Genomic DNA, 16087 nt, shown 5'->3' on the forward strand with positions numbered 1-16087 from the left:
GGAACACGCCGGTCCCAGGGGCGACAATGGTCCGCATGCCCGCTCTTCCCGAACTGCCGATCCGTGATTCGCTTCCGCTGCTGCTGCGTGCCGTCGAGGAGACCGGCACGGCGGTGCTGGCCGCGCCTCCGGGCACCGGCAAGACCACGCTCGCTCCGCTGGCCCTCGCCGGGCTGCTGGACGCCGACGCCCCGCCGCGCAAGGTGCTGGTGGCCGAGCCGCGGCGGTTGGCGACTCGGGCGGCGGCGCGGCGCATGGCCTCGATCCTCGGCGAGTCGGCGGGCGAGCGTGTGGGCTATCAGATCCGGGGCGAGTCGCGCCGTTCGGCGGCGACCAGGGTGGAGGTGGTGACGACCGGGGTACTGCTCAATCGGCTGCTGGCCGATCCGGAGCTGCCCGGGGTCGACGCGGTGATGCTCGACGAGTGCCACGAGCGGCACCTGGAGACCGACACCGCCTGCGCGTTCCTCATCGAGACTCGTCAGGTGCTGCGTCCTGACCTGGCGGTCGTCGCCGCTTCGGCCACCGCCGACACCGGGTTGTGGCGGCGGCTGCTCGAGGGCGCTCCGCTGGTGGAGTCGGAGCCGATGCGTCACCCGGTGGACCTGCATTGGGCGCCGCCGCGGGAGCGGACGTCTCCGCCGGACGGGCTCAGGGTCGATCCGCGGCTGCTGTCGCATGTCGCGCACGTGGTCGACCGGGCGCTTCATGCCGACGACGGCGATGTCCTGTGCTTCCTGCCCGGCGCCGGTGAGATCCGGCGGGTCGCCGACCAACTGGACTACCTCGATGTCGATATACATCAATTGCACGGGTCGGTGTCGTCGGCCGCGCAGGACGCCGCCTTGCGGCCGGATCCGGACCGTCGCCGCGTGGTCCTCTCCACCGACATCGCCGAATCGAGCCTGACCGTGCCGGGGGTGCGGATCGTCGTCGACGCCGGACTGGCTCGACGTCCGGTCATCGACCACTCGCGGGGGCTGCCGGGGCTGACGACGGTCCCGGCTTCGCGGGCCTCGTGCGACCAGCGGGCCGGGCGCGCCGGGCGCGAGGCCCCCGGCGCGGTGTGGCGGTGCTGGAGCGAGGCCGAGCACGCGCGCCGCCCGGCGCAGCCGACTCCCGATATCGACTCCTCCGACCTGACCTCCTTCGCGCTGCAGGCGGCCTGCTGGGGCACGCCGGTCGAGGGCCTGGCGCTGCCGGGTCAGCCGGCGGCCGGGGCCTTGGAGGCCGCGCAGGCGACACTGCGGTCCCTCGGAGCCATCGCCGACGACGGATCGGCCACCGAACGGGGCCGGACGCTGGCGAAGGTCGGTTTGCATCCGCGCCTGGCACGGGCGCTCATCGACGGGTCGGAGCGGGTCGGCACCGAGCGGGCCGCCGAAGTCGCGGCGCTGCTCGGGCTCGACCGGCGCGGTAGGAGCGACGACCTCCTCGCCGAGTGGCGGCGGTTGCGGTCGAGCCGGGACCGCCAGTGGCAGAACGAGGTCCGGCGGCTGAGCCGCAGCGCCCCGGAGGTCCGGCGACGCGTCGGCGACGACGAGGCGGCCGCCACGGTGGTGGCCCTGGCGTTCCCCGAGCGGGTCGCCAAGCGCACCGGATCCCAGTGGCGGACCGTGGCCGGCACCGGTGCGGTCACCGCCGAGGGCTCCCCTCTGTCGGGCAGCGAATGGCTGGCCGTCGCGGACGCCGACCGCTCCCCCGGGCGCGCGGCCGCGATCGTCCGCGCGGCGGTGCCGATCGACGGCGAACTGGCCTGCGAGCTGGTCGGCGACGGCGTGTCGGATCGGGTGGCGTGGGATCCCGAGCGAGGCGACGTGACCGCCCGCCGCGTCCGGACCCTCGGCGCGATCGAGGTGTCGGCGAGGCCGCTGCGCGATCCCGACCCGGAGCTGGTCGGCGCGGCCCTGGCCGAAGGGCTGCGACTGGAAGGGCTCGAGCTGCTGCGCTGGTCGGAGGACGCGAAGCGGCTGCGGGAGCGGATGGACTTCTGCCACCGCGGCATCGGGGACCCGTGGCCGGACGTGAGCGATCGGGCGCTGCTGGCCGGCACCGACTGGCTGGAGCCGTGGTGGTCGCGAGCGCGCAGGCGCGGCGACGTGGAGTCGATCCCGGTCGGTCAGGCGCTGCGGAACCTGCTGCCGTGGCAGGCGGGCATCGACGAGGCCGCGCCCGAGGCGCTGCCGGTGCCCAGTGGACGCAGGGCGCGCGTGGACTATTCGGGCCCGACGCCGGTGCTGGCGGTCAAGCTCCAGGAGATGTTCGGCGCCGAGCGCACCCCTCGGATCGCCGGGACGCCGGTGACGCTGCACCTGCTGAGCCCGGCGGGGCGTCCGCTGGCGGTGACCGCGGACCTGACCTCATTCTGGGAGGGCCCGTACCAGCAGGTGCGCAAGGAGATGCGCGGCCGGTACCCCAAGCACCCCTGGCCCGAGGATCCGTACTCGGCGCCGCCGACCGCTAAGACGAAACGACGCCTCCGTTGAGCAGGTCCCACTCCTCGAACGGCAGGAGCAGCCAGGTGCCCCAGGCCGCGGCTGCGATGGTGATCAGCGTGAAGACGAAGATCCAGGCCCCTGCCGGGAGCGAAGTGATCCCGGCGAGCTGGTCGGCGTCGGAGGCTCCGGAGCCGCGGCGGCGCCTGCGGCGGGCGCCCAGTTCGATCACCGGCTTGACCGCGCCGAGCAGGAGCAGCCACGCCCCGAGGTAGGCGGCCACGGTCTGGACGATGGCGTTGCCGTACCAGGTCGCGGCGAAGACTCCGGCGCCGACCACGAGCAGGGCCAGCGCGCCGTACCAGTTGCGGATGAACGCGAGCATGATCGCCAGCAGGACCAGCGTGATCCACAGGAGCGCGACGATGTAGCCGGCGCCGGTCAGGGCGGCCGCGCCGAGGCCGAGGGCGGCCGGGGCGATGTATCCGGCCAGCAGGGTCATCGCCGCTCCGAAGCCGGTGGGTCTGCCGCGGGAGAAGGTCAGTCCCGACGTGTCGGCGTGGAGGCGGATGCCGGTGAGGCGGCGGCGCATCAGCACCGCCATGAGTGCGTGGCCGCCTTCGTGGGCGATGGTGACCAGGCCGCGGCTCCACCGCCACAGTGGCGTGTAGAGGACCATCACGGCCGCCGCGGCCAGGCACGCCAGCATGATGCCGGCCGGAGGGGTCTCCTGCGTCTGGGTGAGGCGGTCGATGAAGATGTCGATTGCTTCCACTGGTCCTCGTCTTTCAGGGGGATCTGACGCGCGGTGAACGGTACGGGGATGCTCAGCCGTATGGTAGAGGAGGAAGGCATCTGCTCCGCACGGAAGGACAGCCCAGATGGGCACTGACGATCGCCCCGATCCGCATCTGAACTTCCTCGAGCTCACCGACCAGATCGTCGAAGACCTGGCCATGCACAACCTCAAGGCCCGCGAGAAGCTCCGCGAGGGGATCGCCTGGCTGGAGGCGCGCCGGATGGACGCGACCACCGCCGAGAACGCCGACATCGAGATCCTGGTGGCCCAGTGCCATGACGCGATCAAGCGCATGGAGTCGCTGCGGGACACCTATCAGGATGTGCGGGCCATCAACGCGGCCGCGCACGCCGAGCACGTGGAGCAGCTGGAGAAGCGGATGCTCGGCGGCACCGAGTCGCCCGAGGAGATCCGGGAGCGGCAGAAGCGGCTCGACCGGCTCAGCGCCGAGCGGCGCGAGCGCCTCAACGACCTGCGCGAGCACACCCGGGAACGCCAGGAGCGCGACCCCGAGGCCGACGACACCGAACTTTGAGCCGGCTCCGCCGCCGCCACCGGCTTTGATCTGAAAACCGCCACCGGCTTTGGTCTGACTTGAAAAGCGAAGGGCCGCAAGGCTGATCGCGTTTGCCTTCGCGTCGGCGAAGGTAACGGTTCGGTCACGGCGCATTGACTTCTCTGGATTCATTGGGTAGGAATATCTTCGTAGCTCGATGAGAGAGCGCTCTCTGATTGTTTCTCTCAGCTGGAGAACCTGATAGAGAGCGATTTCTCCGTTTCCCGGCAATCCGGCAAAGGAGCCGTCATGACCACCCTCCCGACCTCCGAACCCGAGAATCGACACCGGCGGCGGCCTCTCGTCCGCGTCATCACCGCCGTCGCAGCGGCCGGCGCCGTCATCGCGGCCGCCGGCGTCACCATCGACACCGCAGGCGCGCAGACCGCCCCCGAGGCGGCCCAGGACTGGCAACTGGTCTGGGCCGACGAGTTCGACGGCGCCGCGGGCCGGCTCCCGTCGTCCGACAACTGGCAGTTCGACATCGGACACGCCTATCCGGGCGGCCCCGACAACTGGGGCACCGGCGAGATCGCCTACCACACCGACGACCCCGCGAACGTCTCCCTCGACGGCAACGGGAACCTCTCGATCACCGCGCTGCGCGACGGCGCCGGCAACTGGACCTCGGCGCGCATCGAGACCCACCGCGGCGACTTCCGCGCCCCCGAAGGCGGATCGATGCGCATCGAGGGCAGCCTGCGGCTGCCGCAGGTCTCCGGCGAGGCCGCGCTCGGCTACTGGCCGGCCTTCTGGGCCCTCGGCTCGCCCTACCGCGGCGACTACTGGAACTGGCCGGGCATCGGCGAGTACGACATCATGGAGAACGTCAACGGCCTGCCGGAAGTGCACGCCGTCCTCCACTGCGGCGTCGCGCCCGGCGGTCCCTGCAACGAGTTCAACGGCCTCGGCGGCACCACCGACTGCGGCGGCAGCTGCCAAGGCGGCTTCCACACCTACGCGTTCGAGTGGGACGACTCCGGTGCGGCCGGCCAACTGCGCTGGTACGTCGACGGACAGCTGTACCACACCGTCGACGAGGCGCAGGTCGGCGCCGACACGTGGGCGCAGATGACCGACCACGCCGGCTACTTCATCCTGCTCAACCTCGCCATGGGCGGGGCCTTCCCCGACGGCGTGGCCGGGCACGCGACCCCGGTCGCGGCCACCGAGCCGGGCCACAACCTGCTGGTCGACTACGTCCGCGTCTACACCCGCGGCGGCGGCGAGCCCGACCCGGACCCGACCACCTCCGAGCCCACCGACCCGGGCGAGCCCGGCGACGGCCACGACGCCTACACCACCATCGAGGCCGAGGCGTTCGACGCCCAGAACGGCCTCCAGGTCGAAGGCACCTCGGATTCGGGCGGCGGCGAGAACATCGGCTGGATCGGCGACGGCGACTGGGCCCGCTACGACAACGTCGACTTCGGCTCCGGCGGGCCGACCGACTTCGTCGCCAGAGTGGCCTCAGGCGCCGACGCCGGCGTGAGCGGCATGGTCGAAGTCCGCATCGACAGCCCGACCGCGTCGCCGATCGGCAGCTTCGCCGTCGGGAACACCGGCGGCTGGCAGAGCTGGACCACCGTGCCCGGCAACGTCGCATCGGTCACCGGCACCCACACCGTGTACCTCACGTTCACCAGTGGACAGCCGAACGACTTCGTCAACGTCAACTGGTTCCACTTCCGCAACTGACCCGGCCGCCGACCGGCGGCCCCGCCCCTCACGGCTCCCGCGCCCCGACGGCGCGGGAGCCGCCGATCCCTCACCACCGATTAGGAGAAACCCGACAATGATCACCAACCCCTTCCGCACCTCGCTGGCGGTCGTCTCGGCCGCGGCGCTGGTCGCAGCCGGGACCGCGGCCTGCGGCTCGGATTCCGAGGACGACGGCACCGTCACCCTCACCGTGGGCCTGTTCGGCGACTTCGGCTTCGGGCCGCTCTACGAGGAGTACATGGAGGCCCACCCGAACATCAAGATCGAGGAGCAGATCGCCGAGTTCGCCGACCACCACACCGGCCTCACCACCCACCTGGCCACCGGGTCGGGCGCGGCCGACATCGAGGCCGTCGAGGTCGGCTACATCAGCCAGTACACCGCCGAGCCCGACCGCTTCCACAACCTCCTCGACCTCGGCGCCGCCGACCTCGAGGACCAGTGGCTGGACTGGAAGTGGCAGCAGGCGCTCGCCGCCGACGGCGAGTCCCTCATCGGACTCGGCACCGACGTCGGCGGCATGGCCATGTGCTACCGGCGCGACCTGTTCGAGGCCGCCGGGCTCCCGGTCGAGCGCGACGAGGTGTCGGCGCTGTGGGCCGAGTCGTGGGAGGACTACGTCGCGGTCGGCCAGGAGTACATGGACGCCACCGACGGCGAGTACTTCTTCGAGTCCTCGGGCAACATGTTCCGCGCCATGGTCGAACAGGCCGACCAGGGCGTCTACGACCGCGAGAACAACATCGTCGTCGACTCCAACCCGGCCATCAAGGACGCCTGGGACCTGACCGTCGAGTCCATCGAGGCCGGCATGTCCAACGGCCTGGAGGCCTGGACTCCCGAGTGGAACGCCAGCTTCACCGAGGGCACCTTCGCGACCATCATCTGCCCCGCGTGGATGACCAGCTACATCGAGACCAACGCGCCCGACGCGGCCGGCCTGTGGGACGTCGCCACGGTGCCCGGCGGGGCCGGCAACATGGGCGGCTCCCACCTGGTGCTGCCCGCCCAGGGCGAGCACCCCGAGGAGGCCTACGAGCTCATCGAGTGGCTCACCGCGCCCGAGCAGCAGCTGAAGGTCTTCGAGCAGACCGGCAACTTCCCGTCCACGCCCGAGCTGTACGAAGACGAAGCGCTCACCGGCATGACCAAGGAGTACTTCAACGACGCGCCGGTCGGCGAGATCTTCACCGCCGCAGCCCAAGCGGTCGAACCGCAGTACCAGGGCCCGCTGCAGGGCGACGTCCTGGCGACGATCGGCCAAGGCCTCGGCCGCATCGAGGACGGCGCCCAAGCGCCCGACGAGGCCTGGCAGCAGGTACTGAGCGACCTCGAGTCGTTCTAGGGCCACCAGCCGGCGGCCGCTCGACTCCCCAACCCGAGCGGCCGCCACCTCCCGTCCGATCCACCGAACCTTGAAGGCGACCCCATGGCCATCGCTACCAAGGGGCGAGGCGCGTCCGTCGGCCGGCCGGCACCGGCCGGCGTCTTTCGCTACCGCCTCGACCTCCATGCCTCCCCGTACCTCTACATCGCCCCGTTCTTCGTACTCTTCGCGGCGTTCGGCCTCTTCCCGCTGGCCTTCACCGCGTGGGTCTCGATGCACGACTGGAGCCTGCTGTCCGACGAGCGGGTCTTCGTCGGCGTCGACAACTACACGACGCTGCTGGGCGACCCGTACTTCTGGAACTCCCTCACCAACACCCTCTCCATCCTGGCGCTGGCGACGGTGCCGCAGCTGCTGGCGGCGCTGTTCCTGGCGCACCTGCTGACCTTCCGCCTGCGTGGCCAGACGGTCTTCCGCATGGGCATGCTCCTGCCGAACGTCGCCTCCGTGGTGGCCGTGGCGGTCATCTTCAGCCAGCTGTTCGGCCGCGACTTCGGCCTGATCAACTGGGTCCTCGAGACCGTCGGGGCCGGACGCATCGACTGGAAGGCCGGGACCGCCTCCTCGCACGTGGCGATCGCGGTCATGGTGGCGTGGCGGTGGACCGGATACAACACGCTGATCTACCTGGCGGCCATGCAGGCCGTGCCGCGCGACGTCTACGAGGCCGCGCTCCTCGACGGCGCCTCGCGGTTCACGCAGCTGTTCCGCGTCACCGTCCCGATGATCCGCCCGACGATCATCTTCACCGTCATCGTCTCGACCATCTACGGCCTGCAGATCTTCGCCGAACCGCAGCTGTTCGACGGCGGCGGCGTCACCGGCGGCGCCTCCCGCCAGTTCCAGACGCTGACCCTGTACCTGTACGAGCACGGCTTCAACCGCGGCTTCGAGTTCGGCTACGCCTCGGCCGTCGCATGGACGATGTTCGCGATCATCGTCCTGATCGCGCTGCTCAACTACCTCTTCATCCGACGCATCCGGAGCGACTCATGACGACTGCGATCAGCCCCCGAAAGCGCCGGGCCTATCTGCGCATGATGCGCAACCGGCCGGGACGGCTCACCTACCTGACGCTGGTGGCGGTCCTGTTCTTCTCCGGCTTCCCGCTGTACTACAGCGCCGTGGTCGCCTCCAGGGACAACTCGGCGCTCGGGCAGGTGCCGCCGCCGGTCCTCCCCGGCCGGAACCTCCTGGAGAACATGCGGCGGGTCTTCGACACCGTGCCGTTCGACCTCGCCCTGGTGAACTCGGCGATCGTCAGCGTCAGCGTCACCGCCTCGGTGGTGTTCTTCTCGACCCTGGCCGGCTTCGCGTTCGCCAAGCTCGAGTTCAATGCCTCCAAGGTGCTGCTGGTGTCGGTGGTCGCGACGATGATGGTGCCGGTGCAGCTGGGCGTCATCCCGCTGTACATGCTCATGATCAACCTCGAGTGGACCGACACGCTGTGGGCGGTCATCGCGCCCGGCCTGGTCAACGCCTTCGGGGTGTTCTTCATGACCCAGTACCTGCGCGGCGCGCTGCCCGGCGAGCTCATCGAGGCCGCCCGCATGGACGGAGCCACCACGTTCCGGATCTTCTGGCAGGTCGTCATGCCGGCCGCGAGGCCGGCGGCCGTGGTCCTGGGGGTGCTGACGTTCCTGACCGCCTGGAACGACTACTTCTGGCCGCTCATCGTCCTCTCCAGCCCCGACCGTTACACGGTGCAGGTCGCCCTGTCGACGCTCAGCGGCGGGTACGTGACCGACCACTCCTTGGTGCTGACCGCGACGGTTCTGGCTACGCTTCCACTGCTGGCGGTGTTCGCGCTGCTGGGCAAGTACATGATCAGCGGGATCATGCAAGGTGCGGTCAAAGGTTGAGGCGGAGGACATGGGACGGACGGAACCGGGGACGAGCGACATGGCATCGCGCAGACTGCGCCGCGAGCGCAGGCCGACCCTCGAAGAGGTCGCCGAGCGCGCGGGAGTGTCGCGGGCGACGGTCTCACGGGTGGTCAACGGGCAGACGAGCGTGGCCGAGCACCTGCGCGTCGCCGTCGAGACCGCCGCGGCCGAGATGGGCTACGTCCCGCACGCGGCCGCGCGGAGCCTGGTGACCCACCGGACCGATTCGGTCGCGCTCATCGTGCCGGAGTCGCCGACCCGGGTGTTCTCGGACGACCAGTTCTTCCCCAGCGTCATCCGCGGCGTCGCCACCGAACTGGACGCGGCCGGAAAGCTCTTGGTGCTCATGACCACCGGAACCGCGGAGGGACGCACCAGGGTCGAGCGGTACGCCGTCGGGGGCCACGTCGACGGGGTCATGTTCGCCTCGCTCCACGACGCCGACCCGCTTCCCGAGCTCATGGAGCGGCGAGGGGTGCCGGTGGTGTGCAACGGGATGATGCCGCATTCGCGACTGCCGTGCATCGACGTCGACCACATCGGCGGCGTCCAGGCGGCCGTCGAGCACCTGCTGGCGAAGGGCCGGAGCCGGATCGCCACGATCGCCGGCCCGCAGGACATGGTCGCCGGCCGGGCGCGTCTCGAGGGCTACCGGCGGGCTCTGGCGGCCGCCGACCGGCGGGCCATCGTCGCCATCGGCGACTTCACCGCCGAGTCGGGGACCGACGCGATGCGGCAGCTCCTGGCCGACGAGCCGGAGCTGGACGCGGTGTTCGTGGGGTCGGATCTGATGGCGCACGGGGCGCTGGCGGCGCTGCGGGAGGCGGGCCGCCGAGTGCCCGACGACGTCGCGGTGGTGGGATTCGACGACATCGCGCTCGCCTCGTACTGCGAGCCGCCGCTGACCACGGTGCGCCAGCCGATCACCGAGATCGGCCGCACCCTGGCCAGGCACATGCTCGCACTGCTCGACGGGGAGGACGTCGAGCGGACGACGATCCTCCCCACCGAGCTGGTGGTCCGCGAATCCGCCTAAGTGAAGACCGAGACGCCGCCGGGGCCTACCAGGAGGCCCACGATGATGAACACGATGCCGAGCATGATCCTGCCGCGAAACAGCAGGAAAATGCCGTAGACGACCAGAATGACCGCGAGTATCCAAAGAATGAACTCCATGTCGGACGATTACCCGACGATACGGAAAGTATGTCCGATCCGCGCGGACGTTTCGGGCCCGTCGGAGTCACGGCGTTGTCACAGGCCTGTGCTTGTCTTGTGGTGTGACGGTCGCGCTGGTGCATGGCAGGGGCGCCGAGGGTTGGACGATGAGGCTCCCCGGCGGCCCGGTCGCCTATCACGAGGACCTGGCCGAGGCGGTCGCCCGTATCGAGGCCGAGTGCTCGCCGCGCTGGGTCCTGGCCGACGCCTCGCGCGACTATCCGCCGCTGCTCGATGCCGGTGCGCGGCTCGACCGATGCCGTGACCTGCGGTTGAGCGAGCGGATCCTCGCGCGGGTGGAGGGGCGCGAGGCGCCCGAGACGGTCGTGGAGACCGACCCGGACGCGGGGACGCTGTTCGAGCGTGAGCCCGATCCGGTAGACGGTCCGGGCCTGTTGACGCGTCTGCAGGCCGCGTGGCTGGACCAGCAGCGACGGGTCCGCGCGGCCGGGATCGAAGGACTGATCAGGCTCCTGGCGGCCGAGTCGGCCGGTGCTCTGGTGGCCGTGGAGATGTCCCGCACCGGCGTGCCGTTCGACCGCGAGGTGCACGACCGGCTGCTCCGCGAGCTGCTCGGGCCGCGCCCGGCCAAGGGCATGCGTCCGCGCAAGCTGCAGGCGCTGGCCGACCGGGTCGTCGAGGCGTTCGGGCACCAGCTCAACCCCGACTCGACCAAGCAGGTCCTCGGCGCCTTCCACGCCGCCGGGATCGACGTCAAGACCACCCACCACTGGGAGCTGGCCCGGATCGACCACCCGGCCGTCGAAGCGCTCAAGGTCTACCGCGAGCACGCCCGAGTCTGGTCGGCCTTCGGCTGGAACTGGGCTGACACATGGGTCAGCGTTCACTCCGGTTCGGGTGGTGGCGGGCCGGCGGGTGGGCGGGTCAGCGTTCACTCCGGTTCGGGTGGTGGCGGGCCGGCGGGAGCACAGGGCGGGGCCGTCGACGGGCGGTTCCGGCCGGTCTACACCGTCGGCGGGGCCGACACCGGGCGCTGGGGCACCGACGGCGGCGGGGCGCTGCAGCTGCCGCACGCCGTCCGGGAGGCGATCCGGCCGGTGCCCGGCTGGAAACTGGTCGCCGCCGACGCGGCGCAACTCGAGCCCCGCCTGCTGGCGGCCATCAGCGGCGACCGGGCCATGATCGCCGCGACCGCCGCCGACGACCTCTACACCGAGCTCGCGCCCGACCTCGGCGGCGAGCGTTCCAAGGCCAAGATCGCGCTCATCTCGGCGATGTACGGCGGCACCGCGGGCGACGCGGCGGCGCTGGTCGCGCTCATGCGCGAACGGTTCCCGGCCGCCTTCGATCGGGTCGAGAGCGCCGCCCGCATCGGCGAGAAGGGCGGCATCGTCCGCACCTGGCTCGGTCGCACCGTGCCCGCTCCTTCGGAGAAATGGTGGCGGGAGCTCAACTCCGAGCGAGGCACCCAGGTCGCCTCCAGGAGGGGCCGGTTCACCCGCAATTTCATCGTCCAGGGCACCGCCGCCGAGTGGGCGCTGGTGGTGCTGGCGCTGCTGCGCCGGGAACTGTTCCAAAGGGACCTGGGCGAGCTGGTGTTCTACCTGCACGACGAGGTGATGGTGCACTGCCCGGCCGAGCATGCCGAAGCCGTGTGCGAGGCGATCGAACGGACCGCCGAGGCGGCCACGGCCGTGCTCTTCGGCGATCTCCCTGTGCGGATACCGCTGCGCCCCAAGGTGGTCGACAGCTACGCCGAGGCGAAATAGGCGACGCCGGTAGTAGTACCGCGGTACCAGTGCGAGGCGCGAGGTTCCGGCCCGAGCCTGATGAAAGGTCGCGTTCGCGGCCGTAGCTTCGAGAACATGATCGAGATAGAACACCTCACCAAGCGTTACGGCAAGAAGACCGCCGTGGACGACCTGACCTTCACGGTCAAACCCGGGATCGTGACCGGCTTCCTCGGCCCCAACGGGGCCGGCAAGTCCACCACGATGCGCACCATCGTCGGCCTCGACGCCCCCACCGCCGGCACCGTCCGCGTAGGCGGCAAGGAGTACGCCCGCTTCCGGGCCCCCATGACCGAGGTCGGGGTCCTGCTGGAGGCCAAGTCCGTCCACGCCGGCCGCAGCGCCTACAAGCACCTGCTGGCCTTGGCGCACACCCACTCGATCCCCAAGCGCCGCGTCATGGAGGTCATCGACCTGGTCGGGCTCTCCGACGTCGCCGGCAAGCGCGCCGGCGGGTTCAGCCTCGGCATGGGCCAGCGCCTCGGCATCGCCGTAGCCCTGCTGGGCGACCCGGCGGTCCTCATCCTCGACGAGCCGGTCAACGGCCTCGACCCCGACGGTGTGCGTTGGATCCGGGAGCTGCTCAAGAGCCTGGCCGCCGAAGGTCGGACCGTGTTCCTGTCCTCGCACCTGATGAGCGAGCTGTCGCAGACCGCCGAGCACCTGGTCGTGGTCGGTCAGGGCCGGCTGCTGGCCGACACCACCGTGGAGGAGTTCGTCAACGGGCGCGGTGAGGGCTCGGTCAAGGTCGTCTCGCCCGACGCCGCGGCGCTGGCCGAGCGTCTGCAGGGGCCGGGGGTCTCCGTCACCAGCCCGAAGGCGAACATGCTCGAGATCAAGGGCGCCGACGCGGCGGCCGTCGGTGCGACCGCCGCGGCCCACGGGCTGGTGCTGCACGAGCTGCGCACCGAGCGGGCCTCGCTCGAAGAGGCGTTCATGGAGCTCACCGCGGACGCCGTCGAATTCCAACAGACCAAGGAAAGGGTGGCTGCGTGATGACGGCCGCGACCATGACCGAGAGCCCGGCGGTCTACGCTCCGCCGACGGAATACCGTCTGAGCGGCACCGGGCTGCTGCGTTCGGAGTGGACCAAGTTCTGGTCGCTCCGCTCGAGCTGGATCGTGCTGGTGTGCGCGGCCGTGTTCGGCGGCGGCATCGCCGTGGCCGCCGCGGCCGACTACAGCGGCGGCGCGGCCGATTTCGGCATGACCGCCGTCGACCTCTCGATGTTCGGGGTGGCGTTGAGCTCGGTGTTCATCGCCGTGCTGGGCGTGCTGTTCGTCACTGGCGAGTACTCGACCGGTTCGATCCGGTCGACGATGGCCGCCGCGCCTCGGCGGACCGGGGTGCTGTGGGCGAAGGGCGCGGTGTTCGCGGCGGTCGTCTTCGCGGTCTACGCCCCGCTGGTGTTCGCGACGTTCTTCGTGAGCCAGGCGCTGGTGTCGGGGACCGACCTGGGCGGTGCGAGCCTGTCGGATCCGGGCGTGTTCCGGGCGCTGTCGGGCTATGTGCTGACGACGGTCTACCTGGGTCTGCTGGGTGTGGCGATCGGCGCGGTGCTGCGCAACTCGGCCGGCGGGATCTCGTTCTACATCGGCGTGATCCTGATGCTGCCGGAGCTGGCGACGATGCTGCCGTGGGAGTGGGTCGCCGATGTGCTGCCGTACACGCCGGGCAATGCGCCGAACACGATCATGGCGGTCGACACGACCGCGGCGACGCTGTCGATCGGCGCTTCTTGGGCGTGGATGGGCGTGTGGATGCTCGTCTCCTTCGGCCTGGCGGCCTTCCTGCTGAAGCGCCGGGACGTGTGAGAATCCCGTAGTGGCCCAAACCGTGACCGCTCCGCGCAGGCGGGGACTGTGGCAGCGGATGTCGGAGTTCGACTCCCGGCATCCGCTGCTGTGGAATCTGGCGCCGCTGCTGGTGTACGCGCTGATGATGGCGGCGGGCCTGGCCACGTTCGGCGGCCAGCCGCGGTACGGGGGCCTGCAGCTGCTGCTGGCGGCCGCGTTGATGGTGCCGCTGGTGTGGCGGCGCCGGTATCCGTTCGCGGTGCTGCTGAGCCAATTGGTGCCGCTGCCGTTCATTCTGGCGCTGGACCTGACCGGTGCCGGGGCGGAGCTGACCGACGGGGCCGCGGCGATCGCGTTCACGCTGGCGCTGTACAACGTGACGCTGCGGGAGCGGCTGGTGCGGCTGTGGTGGGCGGCGCTCATCGCCTTCGTTCCGGCGATGGTGGACTTCGCGCTGCACTCGGCCGACCATTCGGTGGCGAGTCTGCTCGGCTATCTGTTCGAGACTGGTTTCGTCTTCGGTTTCATCGTCGCGGTGGCGATGCTGATCCGCACGAGGCGGAACTACCAGGCCTCGGAGCGGCATCTGGCCGCGCAGCAGGCGGTGCAGGAGGAGCGGGCGCGGATCGCGCGCGAGATGCACGACATCATCGGCCACAATCTGGCCGTGATCAACGCTTTGGCCGACGGCGGCGCCTATGCGGCGGCGGCCTCGCCCGAGCGGGCCAGGGACGCGCTGACGGCGATCGGTTCGACGAGCAGGCAGGCGCTCAGCGAGCTGCGTCGGGTGCTGTCGGTGCTCAAGGACGGGGAGTCGGCGGACGCGGAGTTGACGCCGCAGCCGGGGCTGTCGGAGCTGGGCGCGCTCATCGAGCGGGTGCGGGAGGCGGGGCTGCCGGTGACGGTGAAGGTCACCGGTGAGGCGTCGCGGCTGTCGGAGAACCAGCAGCTGGCGGTCTACCGCACCGTTCAGGAGGCGTTGACGAACGTGCTCAAGCACGCCACGGGTCCGCGCCGGGCGCAGGTGTCGATGGAGTACCGCGGCGGCGGCCTGCACGTGGCGATCGCCAACACCGGTCCGAGCGTGACCGATCCGGGCACCCGCAGAGGCCTGGCAGGGCTGAGCGAGCGCGCCGCGGCCTTCGGCGGCACAATGGTGGCCGGGCCGCAGCCGGCCGGCGGCTGGCGAGTGGCCCTGTGGCTGCCCGAGGACGCGCCGAGCGGCGCGAACGCTTCACCGAGTGAGGAACGCCCCCTGTGACGACACTGCTCATCGTCGACGACCATGCGCTACAGCGGATGGGTTTCCGGATGCTGGTCGAGAGCCAGCCCGATCTGACCGTGCTCGGGGAGGCCGACAACGGCGCCGAGGCGGTCCGCAAGGCCGCCGATCTGGCTCCCGACGTGGTGCTCATGGACGTGCGGATGCCCGGCATGGACGGGATCGAGGCGACCCGGCGGATCATCGCGTCCGGCGGGCGCAGCCGGGTGCTGGTGCTGACGACGTTCGACCTCGACGAGTACGCCTATGCCGCGCTCCGGGCCGGGGCCAGCGGGTTCCTGGTCAAGGACGCACAGCCCGAGGAGCTGCTGGCGGGGATCCGGGTGGTGGCCGACGGCGACGCGGTGGTGGCGCCGAAGCTGACCAGGCGGCTGCTCGACAGGTTCGCCGACCAGTTCCCGGTCGAGGGGGAGAGCGGCGGCGGCGAGCCGTCGCGGCAGCTGGCGTCGCTGACCGAGCGGGAGCGCGAGGTGCTGACGGCGATCGGCAAGGGCTGGAACAACACTGAGATCGCCGAGCGGTTCCATCTGGCGGAGTCGACGGTGAAGACGCATGTGGGCCGCATCCTGTCGAAGATCGAGGCGCGGGACCGGGTCCAGGCGGTGATCTTCGCGTACAACGCGGGTCTGGTCGCGCCCGACAATCACTCGTGAACTTCGGGCGCGGTCGTCATCGAGCGTTCGGCCGCGCTCGGCCGTCGGCCGCGTTGTCGGGTGTGGTGGGGACCCAGAAACGGAGCTTCTTGCCGCGCCGGTCTTCGAAGACGCCGCCGTTGCGTTCGATGACCTTGCGGGAGGCGATGTTGTCGTGGTCGCAGGTGACCAGGGCCTTCTCGATGCCGAGGTCCGCGGCGCGGGGCAGGGTGGCGGCGAGCATGGCGGTGGCGTGGCCGCGGCGGCGGGCGGTGGGCCGCACTTCGTAGCCGATGTGGCCGCCGATCTCGAACAGGCGGTCGTTGAGGCGGTGGCGCACGGAGATGCGGCCGAGGAACTCCTCGCCGTCGACCCACCAGTAGAGGGTCATGGGCACGAAGTACTGGGGCGGGTCGGTCTCCCAGCGGCGTTCGTGTTCGAGGAAGTCGATGAGCCAGTCGGTGCGCTCGGCGGGGAGGACGTGCTCGCGGATCATCTCGCCGACGAGGGTGTGGTCGTCCGGTCCCCCGCGGCCTTCCGCGATCCACTCGTCGACGGCCGCTGAGAAGGACTCGCCGAGGCGCTCGGTCGGCGCGATGAGTTCGGCCATGCCTCTGACGCTA

Annotated in this window: 15 protein-coding genes; 12 read left to right on the plus strand and 3 right to left on the minus strand. The window is 70.7% G+C overall.

Annotated features, from left to right (window positions below):
• Positions 1–26: 26 nt before the first annotated feature.
• Positions 27–2486, plus strand: a complete 2460-nt coding sequence (gene hrpB / locus ACYVL2_RS14505) for an ATP-dependent RNA helicase (protein WP_460544521.1) — start codon at positions 27–29, stop codon at positions 2484–2486.
• On the opposite strand, the gene ACYVL2_RS14510 is transcribed toward hrpB, so the two are convergent.
• On the minus strand, positions 2461–3210 hold the full coding sequence (locus tag ACYVL2_RS14510; protein ID WP_460544523.1) for a M50 family metallopeptidase: 750 nt from the start codon (positions 3208–3210) through the stop codon (positions 2461–2463). The two genes, hrpB and ACYVL2_RS14510, sit on opposite strands and share 26 nt — an antisense overlap.
• Before the next feature lie 106 nt (positions 3211–3316).
• Here ACYVL2_RS14510 and ACYVL2_RS14515 point away from each other — a divergent pair, with 106 nt between their 5' ends.
• The 6 genes from ACYVL2_RS14515 to ACYVL2_RS14540 all read left to right on the plus strand — a co-directional run bounded on the left by ACYVL2_RS14515 (position 3317) and on the right by ACYVL2_RS14540 (position 9821).
• Entirely contained in the window at positions 3317–3769 is a 453-nt protein-coding gene (locus ACYVL2_RS14515) for a hypothetical protein (protein ID WP_460544525.1), read from the plus strand.
• A gap of 270 nt (positions 3770–4039) precedes the next feature.
• Positions 4040–5488 (plus strand): glycoside hydrolase family 16 protein, encoded by a 1449-nt coding sequence (locus ACYVL2_RS14520; protein WP_460544527.1) that lies wholly within the window; start codon positions 4040–4042, stop codon positions 5486–5488.
• 97 nt (positions 5489–5585) lie between these two features.
• The gene (locus ACYVL2_RS14525; protein WP_460544529.1) at positions 5586–6857 is read left to right on the plus strand and encodes an ABC transporter substrate-binding protein; all 1272 of its coding nucleotides are present in this window, start codon (positions 5586–5588) and stop codon (positions 6855–6857) included.
• A gap of 84 nt (positions 6858–6941) precedes the next feature.
• Positions 6942–7895 (plus strand): carbohydrate ABC transporter permease, encoded by a 954-nt coding sequence (locus ACYVL2_RS14530; RefSeq protein WP_460544530.1) that lies wholly within the window; start codon positions 6942–6944, stop codon positions 7893–7895.
• Positions 7892–8761, plus strand: a complete 870-nt coding sequence (locus ACYVL2_RS14535; protein WP_460544532.1) for a carbohydrate ABC transporter permease — start codon at positions 7892–7894, stop codon at positions 8759–8761. The genes ACYVL2_RS14530 and ACYVL2_RS14535 overlap by 4 nt, the downstream gene beginning before the upstream one ends.
• 55 nt (positions 8762–8816) lie before the next feature.
• Positions 8817–9821 (plus strand): LacI family DNA-binding transcriptional regulator, encoded by a 1005-nt coding sequence (locus tag ACYVL2_RS14540; protein WP_460544615.1) that lies wholly within the window; start codon positions 8817–8819, stop codon positions 9819–9821.
• On the opposite strand, the gene ACYVL2_RS14545 is transcribed toward ACYVL2_RS14540, so the two are convergent.
• On the minus strand, positions 9818–9961 hold the full coding sequence (locus ACYVL2_RS14545) for a GPGG-motif small membrane protein (RefSeq protein ID WP_460544534.1): 144 nt from the start codon (positions 9959–9961) through the stop codon (positions 9818–9820). The genes ACYVL2_RS14540 and ACYVL2_RS14545 overlap by 4 nt on opposite strands.
• A gap of 149 nt (positions 9962–10110) precedes the next feature.
• On the opposite strand from ACYVL2_RS14545, the gene ACYVL2_RS14550 reads away from it, so the two are divergent.
• The 5 genes from ACYVL2_RS14550 (at position 10111) to ACYVL2_RS14570 (ending at position 15485) form a co-directional block, all read left to right on the plus strand.
• Positions 10111–11733 carry a bifunctional 3'-5' exonuclease/DNA polymerase gene (locus ACYVL2_RS14550; protein ID WP_460544536.1) on the plus strand — a complete coding sequence of 541 codons (1623 nt, stop codon included), beginning with the start codon at positions 10111–10113 and terminating at the stop codon, positions 11731–11733.
• A gap of 96 nt (positions 11734–11829) precedes the next feature.
• The gene (locus ACYVL2_RS14555) at positions 11830–12750 is read left to right on the plus strand and encodes an ABC transporter ATP-binding protein (RefSeq protein ID WP_460544538.1); all 921 of its coding nucleotides are present in this window, start codon (positions 11830–11832) and stop codon (positions 12748–12750) included.
• Complete coding sequence (locus ACYVL2_RS14560) at positions 12750–13568, plus strand: ABC-2 transporter permease (RefSeq protein WP_460544540.1); 819 nt, start codon at positions 12750–12752, stop codon at positions 13566–13568. The genes ACYVL2_RS14555 and ACYVL2_RS14560 overlap by 1 nt, the downstream gene beginning before the upstream one ends.
• A gap of 10 nt (positions 13569–13578) precedes the next feature.
• Positions 13579–14811 carry a sensor histidine kinase gene (locus ACYVL2_RS14565; protein ID WP_460544542.1) on the plus strand — a complete coding sequence of 411 codons (1233 nt, stop codon included), beginning with the start codon at positions 13579–13581 and terminating at the stop codon, positions 14809–14811.
• Positions 14808–15485, plus strand: a complete 678-nt coding sequence (locus tag ACYVL2_RS14570) for a transcriptional regulator (protein ID WP_460544544.1) — start codon at positions 14808–14810, stop codon at positions 15483–15485. Before ACYVL2_RS14565 ends, ACYVL2_RS14570 begins: the two co-directional genes overlap by 4 nt.
• Positions 15486–15501: 16 nt before the next feature.
• Here the strand turns inward: ACYVL2_RS14570 and ACYVL2_RS14575 are convergent, their stop codons facing one another.
• Positions 15502–16074: a GNAT family N-acetyltransferase gene (locus ACYVL2_RS14575; protein WP_460544546.1), complete on the minus strand. Its 573-nt coding sequence runs from the start codon at positions 16072–16074 to the stop codon at positions 15502–15504.
• Positions 16075–16087: the final 13 nt, after the last annotated feature.

The sequence above is a fragment of the Glycomyces halotolerans genome (genome assembly GCF_054779575.1).

What these genes read in the sequence shown, in the direction of transcription:
- ACYVL2_RS14520 (WP_460544527.1), top strand. Translation starts at nt 4,040, where the DNA reads ATGACCACCCTCCCGACCTCCGAACCCGAGAATCGACACCGGCGGCGG.
- hrpB (WP_460544521.1), top strand. Translation starts at nt 27, where the DNA reads ATGGTCCGCATGCCCGCTCTTCCCGAACTGCCGATCCGTGATTCGCTT.
- ACYVL2_RS14515 (WP_460544525.1), top strand. Translation starts at nt 3,317, where the DNA reads ATGGGCACTGACGATCGCCCCGATCCGCATCTGAACTTCCTCGAGCTC.
- ACYVL2_RS14530 (WP_460544530.1), top strand. Translation starts at nt 6,942, where the DNA reads ATGGCCATCGCTACCAAGGGGCGAGGCGCGTCCGTCGGCCGGCCGGCA.
- ACYVL2_RS14550 (WP_460544536.1), top strand. Translation starts at nt 10,111, where the DNA reads ATGAGGCTCCCCGGCGGCCCGGTCGCCTATCACGAGGACCTGGCCGAG.
- ACYVL2_RS14545 (WP_460544534.1), bottom strand. Translation starts at nt 9,961, where the DNA reads ATGGAGTTCATTCTTTGGATACTCGCGGTCATTCTGGTCGTCTACGGC.
- ACYVL2_RS14560 (WP_460544540.1), top strand. Translation starts at nt 12,750, where the DNA reads ATGACGGCCGCGACCATGACCGAGAGCCCGGCGGTCTACGCTCCGCCG.
- ACYVL2_RS14525 (WP_460544529.1), top strand. Translation starts at nt 5,586, where the DNA reads ATGATCACCAACCCCTTCCGCACCTCGCTGGCGGTCGTCTCGGCCGCG.
- ACYVL2_RS14555 (WP_460544538.1), top strand. Translation starts at nt 11,830, where the DNA reads ATGATCGAGATAGAACACCTCACCAAGCGTTACGGCAAGAAGACCGCC.
- ACYVL2_RS14535 (WP_460544532.1), top strand. Translation starts at nt 7,892, where the DNA reads ATGACGACTGCGATCAGCCCCCGAAAGCGCCGGGCCTATCTGCGCATG.
- ACYVL2_RS14575 (WP_460544546.1), bottom strand. Translation starts at nt 16,074, where the DNA reads ATGGCCGAACTCATCGCGCCGACCGAGCGCCTCGGCGAGTCCTTCTCA.